The organism is Bacillus sp. PPSBB_11, from assembly GCF_038023285.1.
GTDB lineage: Bacteria > Bacillota > Bacilli > Bacillales > Bacillaceae > Bacillus > Bacillus altitudinis.
In genome coordinates, this window is sequence record NZ_CP150633.1 from 1,937,474 (window position 1) to 1,954,290 (window position 16,817).

The 16,817-nt window shown below is 40.9% G+C and carries 13 protein-coding genes and 1 riboswitch; of the genes, 11 read left to right on the forward strand and 2 right to left on the reverse strand.

Translation table 11 applies throughout. From position 1 onward, the window contains the following. Position 1 precedes the first annotated feature (1 nt). The 11 genes from V7L95_RS09490 (at position 2) to V7L95_RS09540 (ending at position 15,780) form a co-directional block, all read left to right on the forward strand. Positions 2-2,188, forward strand: a complete 2,187-nt coding sequence (locus tag V7L95_RS09490) for a DNA topoisomerase III (RefSeq protein WP_340966000.1) — start codon at positions 2-4, stop codon at positions 2,186-2,188. Positions 2,189-2,385: 197 nt separating this feature from the next. Further along, positions 2,386-3,468, forward strand: coding sequence for a glycosyl hydrolase family 8 (locus V7L95_RS09495; RefSeq protein WP_171465011.1), 1,083 nt, complete (start codon positions 2,386-2,388; stop codon positions 3,466-3,468). Next, entirely contained in the window at positions 3,449-4,300 is an 852-nt protein-coding gene (locus V7L95_RS09500; RefSeq protein ID WP_046527399.1) for a GGDEF domain-containing protein, read from the forward strand. The genes V7L95_RS09495 and V7L95_RS09500 overlap by 20 nt, the downstream gene beginning before the upstream one ends. Beyond that, on the forward strand, positions 4,290-6,005 hold the full coding sequence (locus tag V7L95_RS09505; protein WP_340966007.1) for a DUF2334 domain-containing protein: 1,716 nt from the start codon (positions 4,290-4,292) through the stop codon (positions 6,003-6,005). Before V7L95_RS09500 ends, V7L95_RS09505 begins: the two co-directional genes overlap by 11 nt. Beyond that, positions 5,998-7,266, forward strand: coding sequence for a glycosyltransferase (locus tag V7L95_RS09510; RefSeq protein ID WP_039166140.1), 1,269 nt, complete (start codon positions 5,998-6,000; stop codon positions 7,264-7,266). The genes V7L95_RS09505 and V7L95_RS09510 overlap by 8 nt, the downstream gene beginning before the upstream one ends. A gap of 4 nt (positions 7,267-7,270) precedes the next feature. Further along, the gene (locus V7L95_RS09515; RefSeq protein ID WP_340966011.1) at positions 7,271-9,352 is read left to right on the forward strand and encodes a cellulose biosynthesis cyclic di-GMP-binding regulatory protein BcsB; all 2,082 of its coding nucleotides are present in this window, start codon (positions 7,271-7,273) and stop codon (positions 9,350-9,352) included. 66 nt (positions 9,353-9,418) lie between these two features. After that, positions 9,419-9,566: riboswitch (cyclic di-AMP (ydaO/yuaA leader) on the forward strand. Positions 9,567-9,678: 112 nt separating this feature from the next. Next, on the forward strand, positions 9,679-11,505 hold the full coding sequence (locus V7L95_RS09520; RefSeq protein ID WP_007498061.1) for an APC family permease: 1,827 nt from the start codon (positions 9,679-9,681) through the stop codon (positions 11,503-11,505). Positions 11,506-11,575: 70 nt separating this feature from the next. Next, a complete protein-coding gene (locus V7L95_RS09525) occupies positions 11,576-13,297 on the forward strand; it encodes a pyruvate oxidase (protein ID WP_017366647.1) in 1,722 nt (573 codons plus the stop codon). A gap of 193 nt (positions 13,298-13,490) precedes the next feature. Beyond that, on the forward strand, positions 13,491-15,161 hold the full coding sequence (locus tag V7L95_RS09530) for a T7SS effector LXG polymorphic toxin (RefSeq protein WP_076822728.1): 1,671 nt from the start codon (positions 13,491-13,493) through the stop codon (positions 15,159-15,161). A 14-nt stretch (positions 15,162-15,175) separates the two neighbouring features. Then, positions 15,176-15,487 carry a hypothetical protein gene (locus V7L95_RS09535; RefSeq protein ID WP_072368456.1) on the forward strand — a complete coding sequence of 104 codons (312 nt, stop codon included), beginning with the start codon at positions 15,176-15,178 and terminating at the stop codon, positions 15,485-15,487. 71 nt (positions 15,488-15,558) lie between these two features. Further along, entirely contained in the window at positions 15,559-15,780 is a 222-nt protein-coding gene (locus tag V7L95_RS09540; RefSeq protein WP_072368455.1) for a hypothetical protein, read from the forward strand. Positions 15,781-15,819: 39 nt separating this feature from the next. Here the strand turns inward: V7L95_RS09540 and V7L95_RS09545 are convergent, their stop codons facing one another. Then, entirely contained in the window at positions 15,820-16,083 is a 264-nt protein-coding gene (locus V7L95_RS09545) for a hypothetical protein (protein ID WP_008346966.1), read from the reverse strand. A 99-nt stretch (positions 16,084-16,182) separates the two neighbouring features. Then, positions 16,183-16,752, reverse strand: coding sequence for a GNAT family protein (locus tag V7L95_RS09550; RefSeq protein WP_008346964.1), 570 nt, complete (start codon positions 16,750-16,752; stop codon positions 16,183-16,185). Between the last annotated feature and the right edge of the window lie 65 nt (positions 16,753-16,817).

Below are 16,817 nucleotides of genomic sequence, written 5' to 3' on the forward strand. Positions count from 1 at the left end.
AGTGTCAAAAACAGTTGTATTAGCAGAGAAACCTTCGGTAGGACGTGACCTTGCACGTGTGCTGAAGTGTCATAAAAAAGGAAATGGTTTCTTAGAAGGAGATCAATACATTGTCACGTGGGCGCTTGGCCACTTGGTGACACTGGCTGATCCAGAAGGCTACGGGAAAGAATTTCAATCCTGGCGTCTAGAGGATTTACCAATTATTCCAGAACCACTCAAGCTTGTCGTGATGAAAAAGACAGGCAAACAGTTCCAAGCGGTCAAAGCGCAGCTGGCGAGAAAAGATGTAAAAGACATTGTCATCGCAACAGATGCTGGACGTGAAGGGGAGCTTGTGGCAAGGTGGATTCTTGAAAAAGCACATGTGAAAAAGCCTCTAAAACGTCTATGGATTTCGTCTGTTACAGACAAAGCCATTCAAGAAGGGTTCAAACGATTAAAAGACGGCAGAGAGTATGATAACCTGTATCGCTCGGCGGTTGCGCGTGCAGAGGCAGACTGGATTGTAGGAATCAACGCAACAAGAGCGCTGACAACGAAGTTCAATGCGCAGTTATCCTGTGGACGTGTGCAAACGCCAACGATTGCTATGATCGCCAAGCGAGAGGAAGACATTCAGCAATTTCAGCCGAAGCCGTTCTTTGGACTGACGGCACAAGTAGACGGACTGACGCTGACTTGGCAGGATGCAAAGACCAAACAAAACCGTACATTCCAAGAGGATGTAGTGAAGGAGCGCTTGGCAGCCTGTAAAGGAAAACCTACAGTGATTGATGCACTGAAAAAAACAGCGAAAAAATCCTTTGCTCCAGGATTGTATGACCTGACAGAATTGCAGCGTGATGCCCATAAACGCTACGGTTTTTCAGCAAAAGAAACATTGTCTACACTTCAGCGTCTGTATGAACAGCATAAGCTCGTCACATACCCGCGTACGGATTCACGTTTCATTTCGGCAGATATCGTGCCTACATTAAAAGATCGACTCAAAGGAATGAACGTTAGACCTTACGCGCAGCATGTGAATCGCATTTTACAATCAGGCATTAAAGCACATAAAGGCTTCGTCAACGATGCCAAAGTGTCAGATCACCATGCGATCATTCCAACCGAGGAAGAGCTGTATTCAGGTGCATTAAGTGATAAAGAGCGTAAATTATATGACCTGATTGCCAAGCGATTCCTCGCTGTACTGATGACCCCCTTTGAATATGAGGAAACAACAGTGATCGCCAAGATCGGCAGTGAGACATTCACAGCGAAAGGAAAAATTGTGCAATCAGCTGGCTGGAAAGCCGTGTACGATGATTCCTATGAAGACGAGGAATCAGCCGAAGCAGATCAGCACTTGCCGGCATTAACAGAGGGGCAGTCACTTGACGTACGCCAATTAAAAGAGACAAAAGGCGAAACGAAACCTCCTGCTCGTTTTAACGAAGCGACCCTTTTATCTGCCATGGAGAACCCGTCTACATTTATGCAGAACAAGGAAAAAGACTTAGTGAAAACCCTTGGTGAAACGGGTGGATTGGGGACAGTGGCAACTCGAGCTGATATCATTGAGAAACTGTTTAACAGCTTCTTAATTGAGAAAAAAGACAAAGACATCTTCATCACATCGAAAGGGAAGCAGCTTCTTTCTTTAGTACCTGAAGATTTGAAGTCACCTGCGTTAACAGCGGAATGGGAACAAAAGCTTTCTAAAATTGCGAAAGGCCAACTGAAAGCTTCTCAATTCATGAGTGAAATGAAGTCATATGCAAAACAAGCCGTATCTGAAATCAAACAAACGAACCAAACCTTTAAGCATGACAACATGACAGGCACACATTGTCCTGACTGCGGAAAACTCATGTTAAAAGTGAACGGGAAAAACGGTACCATGCTTGTTTGTCAGGATAGAGAATGTGGACATCGAAAAAATGTGGCAAAGAAAACAAATGCACGCTGCCCGAACTGTCATAAAAAGCTTGAGCTACGAGGAGAAGGTGATGGCAAAATATTTGCCTGTGTTTGTGGTCATAGAGAGAAACTGTCTGTTTTCGAAAAACGCAAATCACAATCCAATCAAAAACGAGCCAGTAAGCACGATGTGTCCAAATATATGAAGAAACAAAAGAAAGTGGAAGAACCAATCAATAATGCACTTGCAGAACAATTGAAGAAACTAAAATTAGATCAATAGTTGTGTAAAAACCCATGTGAATTCGCATGGGTTTTTTGTTTGTTCGAGTATTTTGACATGTTGTTTTTCTGTAAATGGGAATATGTAAGCGAAAAGACTCGTAATTTGGTATAAAATATTTATTTTCATTTAAACAGAAACGCTCTATAATAAATCGTTAGATGCTTAGAGAGAACAAGGATTGAAAGGGGACACGAATGGATACACCCATACATCGTACAGCTATCGCTATACTCATTGTCATTCTACTAGGCGGATGTACCTGGAAACAGCAGCAACATTCAGCTCAACCAGAACCTGCAAAGCCAGTATTGTCAGGAGAGTACTTTATGACTCACCACTTAATGACAGACCAAGGCATGATTCGGACCTCGCTTGCGGAGCAGCCTACTTACTTATCAGAATCGCTCGGACTTTGGATGGATTATCTTGTTAGAAAAAAAGATCAAACATCTTTTGATCAACAGGTAGACGTCCTGCGCACTCAATTCTTACTGGAACATGATCTTCTTAGCTGGCAAATCGAATCTCATCAAAAAAGCAAAGTCAATGCTTTAGTTGATGACTTACGTGTAGTAACAGCACTTCAAAAAGCAGATCAATTGTGGCAGAAGTCAGTGTATCAAACCACAGCCAAAAAAATCGCAAAAGCGTTAAAAGACAAAAACATGTTCAAGGGTATGTTGACCGACTATTATGATGCATCGACAAAACAAACTTCACACACAATCACACTTTCATATCTTGACCCAAAAGCAATCAAAGAACTAGTATCCCTCCACCTATTCACAGAACAAATGATGAACAACCAATTGGCCATTCTAAAAAATGCACCGAGACAAAAAGGATTTTTTCCAAAATCCTATGACATAGCGAAGAAAGTCTACTCATTTGATCAGGAAATCAACTTGATCGATCAGCTTTATACGGCTCTTTATGCCGAACGTGCACAGGTTGATACAAAAGTCATCATGAAATGGCTGAAAACCAACTTCCAAAAGGAAGGAAAACTGTATGGACGATATAAACTGAGCACATTACAGCCAGCAGTGACGTATGAATCGCCTTCAGTCTATGCACTGGTGATCTTATATGCACTCAAACAAGGAGAAGATGATTTTGCAAAAGACGTCTATCACCGAATGAAAGAGCTGCAAATCCAAGATCCTCTCAAGCCTTATTACGGAGGCTATATGAACGAAAAAGATACACACTCATTTGATAATTTATTGCCTCTAATTGCAGAAAGGGAGCTTCTAAATGAAAAGGTTATTCAGTAACACCTATCGCACGTATTATACGCTGCTCCTCACGTTTGCGGGACTCATTTTATTTATGGGCTACTTGAATGGACGTGATGCGGAGAGTGTCATGATCATCACACTCACATTTGTCGTGATAGGATGCGGCATTTTATTTGGTATTTTGCCAGCATTGGTTTTTACTTTGTTGATTTTGTTCTTTATAGGAAGCGGGATGTTCTTTACAGAGCTTGGTCACACAAATTCACTCTTTTCTCATCAAACGTTGCAAGATGTCGTGATATGGGGCGTGGCGCTTCTCTTTTTTGCTATTTCTGCTGGAAACGTGCATGAGCGAATAAAAACGATGCGTCACACCATTGACCAACAAAAGAGGGCCATCAAACAATTTGTAGCGATTGACTCAACCACAGGATTTGACAATGCAGAGCGGATGAGGCTCGAATTGTCTGAGGAAATGAAACGAGCAGAACGATACAAACAGCCATTCGTCTTTATCCTTCTTCATATGCATTACTCAGCTGAATTCAAAACATTATATGGAGAAAAAGAAATGCAGCATCTTTTCCAGCAACTCAGTATGAAGATACGCGAAAGTGTGAGAGAAACCGATAAGAAATTTCGATTATCCGAAGAACGAATCGGGCTGCTGCTCACTCACACACCTGCAGAAAACGTCTCGATCGTTCTTGAAAAGCTAAAGGACAAACTGCAAACGCATGTCCTGCTAAATGGTCGTGAAGTGACCTTAACTTTTCATGTCTGTCATTTAACAAGCAGCTCGGACTATCGGACACCAGAGCAATTTTTAGAAGAACTAGAAAACGAGATGATGATGAATGAACTTTAATGTTTTGACGAAATGTTGTTTGTTAATCGTTCTTTTCTCTATGCTTTTGATCAAAGACAGTACATCAGCCGGTGCACTTGAGAAAGAGTCCAGGACCCTCATCGTCTATTCCACACAATCAGGTGAGGCAACTCCATCTGTTCATATGCTTGATGTACTTGTGGGGCATTTTTCCACACGAACGACCATTTTATCTGATGAACAAATCACTGAAAAGAACCTCAATAACTTTCAGCAAGTTATCTATATAGGTGAAGAAAAGAGAACGTTGAAAGCACAAACCATTCGTCTCATAAACGAATCAAAACGCTTAATTGCAATTGGATACAATGCGGAACAGCTTCGCCCATTCTCCAAGCTTACTTTTCACAAACAAGATCACATCAGTCAAATCAAAGATACTGATGATCAAGAATACCGTCATCTAGAGAGAGGAATCACAGCTCAGACGGTTCAAGGGACAGATCTGCAACGTAAATTCTTATTGAAGAAAAATCAAGCTGAACAGCCATTTGTGATTCAAACAAAAGAAGGTGCGGCATATGTCGGAATGCTAAATATCCTTCAGCACGACAAGCTGCTTGCAGAGGTGCTGGAAAGTCTCCTGCCGGCTTCTAATCAAACGACGACAAAGTACTTACAGCTTGGGAAGATTAACCCCGTCACGGATGAGAAGAAGTTACTTGAACTTGGGCGATACGTAACAGCTCGCCATATCCCTTTTCTGCTGGCGGTGACCCCTATATGGATTGATCCAGCAACAGGGGATGAAGTGACGCTCAGTGACCGACCTAAACTTGTCCACGTGTTAAAACAATTGCAAAGCAATGGAGCTAGTGTCGTTCTTCATGGGTTTAGCCGTACGTATCGAACGGAGGAGTCGGGTAAAGGCTTTGAATTTTGGGATGTAAAGTACGATCAGCCCGTTACGTCAAATGAACCAGAGAAAGCTGATCAGCAGCTGAACAAAAGCTTTTTTCCGAATGAAAAAGATTTTAATGTGTATATCAAATCCAATCAACATCAAGAAGCCATCTATACAGAAGAAAAGCTGACAAAAGGCATTGAACTGCTCACGCAGCAGGGGTTATATCCACTTGCATTTGAAGTGCCGAATGACGCCATATCCCTGCAAGGCTATGAAGTGATTTCCCGCCATGTGTCCAGTCTATTTGGACAGGTGCAGCTCTCAGACCGTACATGGAAAACAAGTAGTGCATCACCATTTTTGTCGACACCCGCCATGCTTCATGGCATGACTTTATATCCTGAACAGTCTATAGATACAGCGTCTGGCCAAGAAGGTGCAAACATACTGACAGAGCAAACAATTCAATCCATGCAGCATATCCAATCCGCCGCCATTGGGCTGTCCTATGATGTGGAAGCGGGGATAGATGGGCTGCAAGATGTAATCACACAAATGGATGCGATCCCTTCTAGTGAATGGCTAGATTTAAAGAAAACAAAACAGACTGTTCAAACTCAGAATGTCCAGATCAAAACAGCAGGAAATGGTCATATTCAAATAGAGCAATCCAATATAGCTGAACCAAAAACACACAAACGAAGCGGGATGGAAAATATGCTTCGAATACTCACAATGGTGGTTCTGCTCTTTATTGTGGCATTTGCTTTTTACACATTGTATTTAAGGCTGACGATGAAAAAACGGATCTTTAAGGAGAGAAAATCAGGTGGCTGATATCTTATTTTACCTATCATTAATACTGATTTGGATCATGCTCCTATATCATATGTTTCTGATGCAGGGAGGCTTTCAGCACTATTTAACTTACGAAAAAGTACTGCCTAAATGGACGAAACAAGGGAAAGATCTGCCGACCGTCAGCATTCTCATTCCAGCACATAATGAAGAAGTGGTCATTCGGCAGACGCTAAAAGCCATGGTCCAGTTATCCTATCCCAAACACCTTCTTGAAATCATTGTGATTAATGACAATTCCTCTGATCGTACAGGGGAGATTGTGCAATCATTTAGTGAACAATACGATCATGTCCATATGATTGAAACAAAGCCGCCATTTGCAGGGAAGGGGAAATCTACTGCACTGAATGAAGGCTTGAAGGCTTCGACAGGAGACGTTATTTGTGTATACGATGCAGATAATATGCCTGAAAAGAAAGCCGTCTACCATTTGGTTCTTGGATTATTGAATGATCCTAAAGCAGGTGCTGTTGTCGGGAAATTCAGGGTCATTAATGCAGCCAAAAACCTCCTGACAAAATTCATTAACATAGAAACGATCTGCTTCCAGTGGATGGCGCAAGGCGGGAGATGGAAATGGTTTGGCATTGCGACAATACCAGGCACCAACTTTGCGATCCGCCGGCACATTTTAGAAGAGCTTGGCGGCTGGGATGTCCATGCACTAGCTGAAGACACTGAATTAACAATTCGTGTGTATAATCTGGGCTATGTGATTCGGTTCTTTCCTGCTGCGATTACATGGGAACAAGAGCCTGAAACATGGAAAGTCTGGTGGCGACAACGAACACGCTGGGCTAGAGGCAACCAATATGTTGTGCTCAAATTTTTAAGACAGTTTATGAAATTAAAACGAAAACGAATGATTTTCGATTTATTTTATTTTTTCTTTACGTATTTCTTATTTTTCTTTGGTGTACTGCTCTCCAACGGCATTTTTATTGTAAACTTATTCGTTGACCTTCACTTATCTGTGGGAGCTGTGGCACTCATCCTATGGGGGTTGGCCTTTTTTCTCTTTTTAACAGAAGTGATGATTACGTTAAGCATAGAGAAAACAGAGCTGACCAAACAAAACATTCTCATTGTCGTTCTCATGTACTTTACCTATTCCCAAGTATGGATTGCGCTTGTTGTGTACTCCTTATGTGTAGAGGTGAAAAGCCGATTATTGAAACAAGAAGTGAAATGGTACAAAACCGAGCGTTACAATCAACAACAAAAGAAAAGCGGGTGACATATTGAAATCGTTAAAGTGGTTAATTTATATATTAGGATTATCCTTAGCGATCCAGCCTTTTTTCATGGCAGGTCAAGCAATGGCGCAATCCAACCGAGTTCAAGTCAAAGATGATTGGGTTCAACCTTCAAAAGAAAGCAAAACAAAAACGCAGCATCTATCAGAAGATGTAGTGACCTTATATGGACAAGAAGACCGCACTGAATTTACCTATCAAGTGGATCAGGAAAAAACAGAGTCAAGCACATTGACGTTCAATATAGAGGCTTCACCATTATTGATTTCACCTTCCTCATTCACTGTTATGATTGATGGAGAGATCGAAAAGACCATCCCTGTATCAGGGGAAAACCAGAAGAAGTCGATTCAAATCAAGTTGAATAAAGCACAATTGAAAAAAGGTACTCACCGCATTCAGGTCACATTTTATGGTGTTTTAAAAGAAGGCGTGTGTATCAACCAAGAGACACCTGCCAATTGGCTAAAAGTGTATCCTGAAAGTGAACTTACATTCAAAGGAATCAAGACGAAAGATTTCACATTAGATAGCTTTCCATCACCTTTTATTCAAACAGGTGATCAGAAAGAACAGACAGACATTGTCATTCCTAATTCACCGGATGCAGCTGAATTAGAAGCAGCCATCAAAGTATACCGTACGTTGAAAAACAAAGATCGCCAAAAAGAGATCAAACTTATCCAAGAAAAGGACATCAAGCAAGTGGCTCACCCAACGATTGCTGTGGGAGCTAAAGGAAGCTGGGATGGACGGATGAAAACGATTGAACAAGGTGCAGGAACTAAAACGAAAAGCAGTCATCTTACGTTAGCGATGAGAACTTTGACAGCAAAGAAAACAGAACAGCCCATTTTATTGGTGACAGCGGAAAAGCCTGTGACAATCGCTGAAAAAATCAATGTTCTGACTCAGTCAGAATTAACGGATCAACTGACTGGAACAGACCTGCTGCTTCAAAAGGCTGCAACTCAAACGTCTAAACCATCTCACAAGATTCGTTTGAAAGATTTTGGCGGAGATGATGTCACGGTTGGGACCAACAAGACGGCATCCGACCACTACTATTATCCGAAAGCGCTACTGGCTAACCAAAAATCAGGTGCAAAGCTCAATCTTTCATTCAAAAAATCTGATACAGCAGCAAGCAAAACAGAACGGTTAACTGTTATGATCAATGACGAACCGCACGACGTACCATTAACAAAACTAGGCAACAAAGATGCGAATGGATTCTATCATGTCTCGATTCCAGTAGATTCAAAGATACTTCAAAAAAATGAATATATTGATTTGCAATTTGTCACAAGTGGTTTTAAAAACATGGAATCCTGCAGACATACAGATGAAGAAGGCTGGATATTCATTGACAAAAATAGCACTTTACAAATACCAGAAGGAACAACGAGTGAAAAGCCAGATTTAGCCGCATGGCCGCTCCCGTTCACTTCAAAAAATACATTGATCATCATACCAGATCAAATCAAGCGTGAAACAATCAATCAAATGGCCATGCTGACGGAATCTTTTAGTCAGCCAGAAGTAGCTCAATATCATTTAATAAAAGCTTCTCAAGTGACAAATGAACAATTGAAAAATCACCCTCTCATTTTCATCGGAGGCATTCAAACATTCTCTCTTCTGAAAGAAAACGCAGCCGATCTCGTTGTTCCGGTGAAAAAGGATCAGTATGATGTATCTTCTTTCGGCATGATCAACGAAACAACGGCTCGAATTGTATGGACGCAGCCATCTGTTTGGAATAAAGAACAGACAATGACAGTCTTTTCAGGAATGACTGCAACTGAAGCTTACGTGTCAAATGCAGTCATGCAATTTCTTCAAACTAATACAGAAAAAGCAACAGTTGCAATAGAGAGTAAAAACAAAGGCGTGTTTTCTAATCATCAATCCGTCAGCAGCACATCGAACAGTCTGAAAACAAATGAAAAACAAAGCAGCAGCGAGTCTTGGATTTACTTTGTGTGTATCGCTGCACTCATCCTTTTTGTGCTTGTGATGATTGTCTATTTCGTACGAAAAAACCGTAAAAAGACTGAGTTCTAAACGATCAAAAGACCTTGAAAAAATCTCTTTACTTTGGTGTCAAACGGGAGTATGATCTCTTTTATAAAAGACCAATCGCTGAATCATTTCGATGAGCGGGGGAACCAATTGTGGTGGTATAAAACACCACGTGGGGTGAATCCTTTTAAGGTAGGGCAAAATCTCATGCGCCCGAATCCGTCAGCTAACCTCGTAAGCGTTAAAGAGAGCAAAGACCAACCTGTGATCTAAACAATAGGCACAGGGGCATTCTATTGCCTCTGTGTCTTTTTGGCGATCCAAATTTTGTAACTCAAATCGTTTGACACTAAAGGAGCGGGCATCACATGTACAGTTTGATGAAGCGTATTTTAATTGGTAAACCATTAAAATCACAGGCAGCAGGAGAACAAAAACTATCAAAAATCAAAGCTTTGGCATTATTGTCATCAGACGCATTGTCGTCAGTCGCATACGGTACAGAACAAATCTTGATTGTATTATCAGTTGTCAGTGCGGCAGCGTTTTGGTACTCACTCCCGATTGCAGGTTGTGTATTAATCCTTTTAATGGCGTTAATTCTATCTTACCGCCAGATTATTTATGCTTATCCAGAAGGCGGCGGGGCGTATGTCGTCTCCAGCAGAAACTTAGGTGAAAAACCAGGGCTGGTTGCTGGTGGATCATTACTCGTCGATTACATTTTAACCGTAGCAGTGAGCATTTCTGCTGGGACCGATGCGATCACATCGGCTTTTCCAGCTCTATATCCATATCATGTCATGATCTCAATCGTATTAGTTCTAGTGATTATGGTGTTAAACCTTCGTGGACTGACAGAGTCGGCATCTATTTTGGCTTATCCTGTGTACCTATTTGTCTTTTCATTGCTCATTTTAATTGGAGTGGGCGGGTTTAAACTATTAACAGGGCAAGTGCCGCCAGCACCTGAACATACAGCATTTGGCACACATGTATCAGGCATCACGTTATTTCTTTTATTAAAGGCATTTTCGTCTGGCTGTTCTGCTTTAACTGGTGTTGAAGCGATTTCTAATACAATTCCATCCTTTAAAAAACCAGCTGCACAAAATGCAGCGAGAACTTTATTGATGATGGGGGGATTACTGGCCGTTCTATTTGTAGGAGTGACATTGCTTGCGTTTGGTTTTGGCATCTCGCCAAAGCCAGAAGAAACGGTTGTGTCACAAATTGCATCAGACACATTTGGACGGACGTTTTTCTACTATGTCATTCAGGCTGTCACAGCTTTAATTTTAATATTAGCGGCAAACACAGGTTTTTCAGCTTTTCCATTATTGGCTGTTAACTTAGCAAAAGATAAATATATGCCGCGTATGTTTACAGTGAGAGGAGATCGACTCGGTTATTCCAATGGCATTATCTTTTTAGGTGTTGCTTCTATGCTGCTCATTTGGCTATTTGATGGGAAAACAGAACACCTCATTCCACTTTATGCTGTCGGTGTGTTTATTCCATTTACCTTGTCTCAGACAGGTATGTGTGTAAAGTGGATTCGTGAAAAACCACAGGGATGGAAAGTGAAAATGCCTATCAATATCGTGGGAGCACTTATTTCATTTACGGTTTTCATGATTCTCATTTTGACCAAGTTTCACCTTGTATGGCCAGTATTTGTTTTCATGCCAATTGTTCTATTTATTTTTCATTCTATTAAGAAACATTATCTGTCTGTTGGAGAACAATTGCGTTTATTGAATGAAACCGAGCCTGTCGAAATCAAAGGAAATGTGGTCATCGTCCCAATAGCAGGTGTCACACGTGTCGTCGAACAATCTGTGCAATATGCAAAATCCTTATCAGACCAGGTCATAGCGGTTCATGTATCGTTTGATAAAGAGAAAGACAAGAAAATTGAAGCTGATTGGGAAAAGCTGAATAGTGATGTGCGTCTTGTGATTTTACATTCGTCTTATCGAAGTCTCATTCACCCGCTTGATAAATTTCTTGAAACGATTGAAGCGAAAGCAAATGCACATCAATATAGAGTGATGGTGCTCGTCCCTCAATTTATTCCGAAAAAAAGATGGCACACCATTTTGCACAATCAATCTGCTTTCTTATTAAGATTCCGTTTATTATGGAAACGGGATATTGTTGTCGCCACTCTTCCATATCACTTTAAAAAGTAGCAAGAGCAAGTTGAAACGTTTGATCAAAAGGGTGCGGTGGTATGGAGTAAGAAAAAAGGAGTTTTCTCACATGCCGCAAAGAACCGCAGGAAAAGAAGTAACAGCGCTACTGGAAGAGTGGGGCGTGAAACATATTTATGGAATGCCCGGCGACAGTATTAACGAATTAATCGAAGAACTAAGGCATGAATCAAGCAAAATTCAATTTATACAAACAAGACATGAAGAAGTGGCAGCACTTTCAGCAGCAGCTGATGCGAAACTAACAGGCAAACTTGGTGTTTGTTTATCAATTGCTGGGCCAGGTGCTGTCCACTTATTAAATGGACTATACGATGCAAAAGCGGATGGTGCACCTGTATTAGCGATTGCAGGGCAGGTTGCCTCAACTGAAGTAGGCAGAGATGCATTTCAAGAAATCAAATTAGAGCGGATGTTTGACGATGTTGCTGTCTTTAATCAGCAAGTACAAACAGCAGAAGCTCTGCCTGACTTATTGAATCAAGCCATCAAAGCTGCTTATACCCATAAAGGGGTGGCGGTTCTCACTGTTTCAGATGATTTATTTTCTCAGAAAATTAAGCGGAGTCCTGTTTATACATCTCCTCTTTACATAGAGGGAGACGTGCGGCCGAAGAAAGATCAACTGCTAAAGGCTGCTCAACTCATTAACAATGCGAAGAAGCCGGTCATCTTAGCAGGAAAAGGATTAAGAAATGCAAAAGAAGAGCTTCTTTCGTTTGCAGAAAAGGCAGCTGCACCGATCGTCATTACACTTCCTGCAAAAGGTGTTGTTCCAGACAGGCATCCATACTTTTTAGGGAACCTAGGTCAGATCGGGACGAAGCCTGCATATGAAGCGATGGAAGAGTGCGATTTATTAATCATGCTTGGAACCTCCTTCCCATATAGGGATTACTTACCGGAAGACACACCTGCCATTCAATTGGATATCAAATCGGATCAGATCGGTAAAAGATATCCAGTAGAAGTGGGGATTGTAAGTGACAGTAAAAATGGTCTTCATGAACTAACCTCTTATATTGAATATAAAGAGCAGCGCGGTTTCCTTGAAGCTTGTACAGAGCATATGATGAAGTGGCGAGAAGAAATGGATAAGGAAAAATCTATTGCCACATCACCGCTTAAACCGCAGCAAGTCATCGCTAGATTAGAAGAAGCGGTAGATGATGATGCCATTCTTTCAGTTGATGTCGGTAATGTGACGGTATGGATGGCACGTCATTTCCAAATGAAACAGCAGGATTTCATTATTTCCAGCTGGCTTGCCACAATGGGCTGTGGTTTACCTGGCGCAATATCAGCTAAATTAAACGAACCAAACCGCCAAGCCATTGCTGTCTGTGGTGACGGAGGCTTCACAATGGTGATGCAAGATTTTGTGACGGCGGTAAAATATAAACTGCCAATTGTCGTTGTGATCTTAAACAACAACAACCTTGGTATGATTGAATATGAACAACAGGTAAAAGGCAACATCAACTATGGTATAGAGCTGGAAGATATTGATTTTGCAAAATTTGCAGAAGCATGCGGTGGTAAAGGAATCTCGGTGTCATCACATGAAGAACTAGCACCAGCCTTTGATCAAGCACTTCAAGCTGAGAAACCTGTGATCATTGATGTTGCGGTGTCCAATGAACCACCGTTACCTGGTAAAATCACTTACACACAAGCAGCGGGCTTTAGTAAATATTTATTGAAAAAATTCTTTGAAAAAGGTGAGCTGGATATCCCTCCACTTAAGAAAAGCCTTAAACGTTTTTTCTAAACAGCAGGTAGTCGGTCCTCCAATTAGGGGGACTGACTTTTTTGTTGAACAAGGAAAAACATTTCAATTGTCACTTGTTTTCTTTTGTATAAAAATATACAGACTGGATTTTTGTAACTTAAAGCCTATTTTTCCAATTCGATGAGAAAGGTAAAATAGACTTTATGATCAATAATGGAGGGAGTGGATTTTTCTGGGTAAGATACTTGATGCAAAAGCACTAACCAGTGCCATGGATACAAGGGCGAAACACTATCAGGCACTCCGTGAAGAAATGGTTGATTTAAAAAAAGCGCTACAGGGCGTGGCGAATCTAGGTGATGACTTCACTGGAAAAGGTGCCGATAATATTAAAAGCTTCTACAAAGAGCTCGCAGGAAATGTGGACATGTTCATCAGCTTTATTGATAAGCAAAAAGCCTTTCATGAAGGTGTTTCTGGAACGCTTGATGATACAAACTTTGGCGGCGATACCTTTGTAGAAGAACACTTTTTAGACAACGCTGTACATATGGGAATCAAGAATGCGAAAAGCATCGTGAAGGATCAAAAAAAGGCACTCAAAACGATTTTTCAAGATATTGATGACCTCATTTCTCTGGAGGTATTTGATAGTAAAACCTTTGACGAAAAGATTGCAGATGCGGAAGATGAACGCAAGAAAACGGTTAAAGATTTAATAGAACTTGATCAAAATCTAAAAGATGAATATGCTTTGTCAGAAACGGAGCAGCAAGCTACAATGGCATTGTACGCAGAAATGATGAATGCGACAAATGACGGAAAATCCATTTCGCCTATGAATTTTGACAAGAAAGCGTATCAAAATAGCGAAATCTACAAGGCAAAAAGCGATATTGAGAAGCAAACTTCTGAATATCTAAAAATCAAAAAAGATCAAGAAGAAGCCCGCAAGATCGCAAAGGAACAAGAAGCGCTCGCCAACCGTCCTTGGTATGAAAAAGCCCTTGATTACGGAGGAAATATCGTCAATGAACTGACAGGCGTGAACGATGCAAAACGCGCCGCAACGGGCGTTGATCCGATCACAGGTGAAGAACTCACCGCAGGACAGCGAGTCGCCGCAGGTGGCATGGCAGCAGCAGGCTACATCCCGATTGTCGGCTGGGCAGGACGCATTTTCAAAGGCGGAAAGGCTGTCTATAAAACGACTCAAGCCACGTCTGCCGCAGTTAGAGCAGTCGACATTTACAAGACATCACAGAAGTCTTTTGACGCCCTGAAAACATCTCAAAAAGGCTTATATGGACTCACCGCAACAAACGGCTTCAGCGAAGCGATTACGGGTCGAGATATGTTTGGAAATAAAGTCTCGAAAGAACAGCAGGAAGCGAGTATGAATGCGGCGCTAGGGATGCTTTTGCCGTTTGGGGCGAAAGGGTTTCATGGGAAGATGGGGATTAAAAAAACAAGTGGTTTAAGTAAAATACCTGAAAATAGCATTAAACATTCTAATAAAGGAGATTTCACAACAAACCCTAAAACAGGGGATATTTCAAAAATGAAGGGTGGAGGACACGGACAACACAATATAAAATTCTTACAAGAAAATAATATAGAATATAATATAAATAAAGTATATGAGAACGGTGTTAGGATAGGGAATGTGCCTGGTCATAAGGTGAAAGCAAAACGAACAGGTTCTAACCAATCTTGGTTCCCAGAAAACTGGACAGAATCTGATATTGCGGCAGCGGGTGCCAAAATTGTTGAGTCACCTGATTTTTCTAAAGTGGAAAATGGAGTGGCTATCTTTGGTGAATATAAAGGAGTAAGAGTTGGAGTTATTAAAACCAATGGAGAAGTAGGAACTATTTTTCCGGATGCTACAAAACAACCTTAATGTGGAGGATCAACATGGACATTGAAAATACATTAAATAGAGTATTAGATAAAAGAAAAAAATTAGATTTAAATGATGATTACGGTATACAGAAGAGTTGGGATGAAATAATAGAAATTCTCGGAGAAAACGAAGAGAGAACGTTGGAATATTTAGAACGTTGCAGTAAAGAAGATTTATATTGGATAAGTGAAGTGTTTGAAGACATATCAGAAGTTTTACAAAGTAAGGAATTAATTAAATGTTTGCGTAGGTTGGATAAAAAATATCCTGAATTAGAGATGAAACAAGATATTGATCTAGCAGAAAGCTATATTGAAGATTAAATTTTATGATCTATTTAACTAATAATAATATGTTAATCTAATCCAATCACCACATAAAAGGAGAATCAGCCATGTTATGGATTTTCACACAAAACCAGCAAAGTCTGGTCCACGTCAATGAAGTCACAGTACAGGGTAAAAAAATTGAAGGGATCATGGGAAATGATTCTTGGACAAAAACTCTCGGCAAGTATGACTCAAGCGATCGAGCAGCAGAGATTCTGCAAGACATTGTGAAGACGGTTGAAGAAAATCAAGGTGCATCTATTACATACCGAATGCCTCAGCAGTAAAAAAGAAACCACCTTTCCATTGCGAAAAGGTGGTTTTGTTTATGAAGGTGTTTTGGTAAAGGCTAAAAATAACGGAATGCCTGTGCCGACAAGTGTTGTGGCAAATAGGAACATACCGCAAATGAATAGAAAATGACTGGCTGAAAAGACGAGTGCCAGAATGAGAAATACGATGCTGAGTCCTGCCATGCTATATGATGGGACAAAGCGGCGTTTGTATGTGGCTTTCTTTGTTAGGAATGAGAAGAAAATGCCAAATAATAAAGGGACAATCCATAAGTAAAATAAAATAATAAGAGACATACATCATACCTCGATTTTTTCCTTCTATTTTATCAGATGCCAATCACAACGGATACTACAAAGCTTCACTTTGTAAAATAGTTCATCCAATCGACACAATTAAGTAGGCTGATTGATCGAATTCGTTTTTTGTTTCATATATTCAGGCTGTAAAAGTGCGTACACACAGTGATCGGCAAAGTGGTCGCCCAGCCATTCACATTGTCTTAATATGCCTTCAAGTGAAAAAGATAAACGCTCTGCGATGCGTCTGCTTTTTTGATTATCAACAGCGGCCCTTATTTCAATGCGGTGCAGACCGCACTCTTCAAATAAATAGTGAATGACCGCTTTGCATGCTTTTGTCATGATGCCTTTTCCTTGATAGCCTTCCCCGAGCCAATAGCCAATGGAAACCGTCCGATTAATCCAATGAATTTGGTGGGTGCCAATGATACCAACGAGTTCTCCATGTGACCAGATTCCAGCCTGAAAACCATTGTTTTGCAAAGCTTGTTGCATGGCACCTTGAATAAACGCCATGCTATCTTCTTCTGTCTGCGTCGAATCGACCCATAGCATCCATTCACGTAAGTGCTCTCTTGAGCGTTGGATGAGCAGATACAGACTTCTCGCGTCTCTTGGTTCAAGTAGCCGCATGGATAGATCTTGATCCTGATAAAAAAACATGTGATCACATCCTTTCAAGGGAAATTCTACCACAACCCGATATAAAAGACAGCCTGATCACTGTC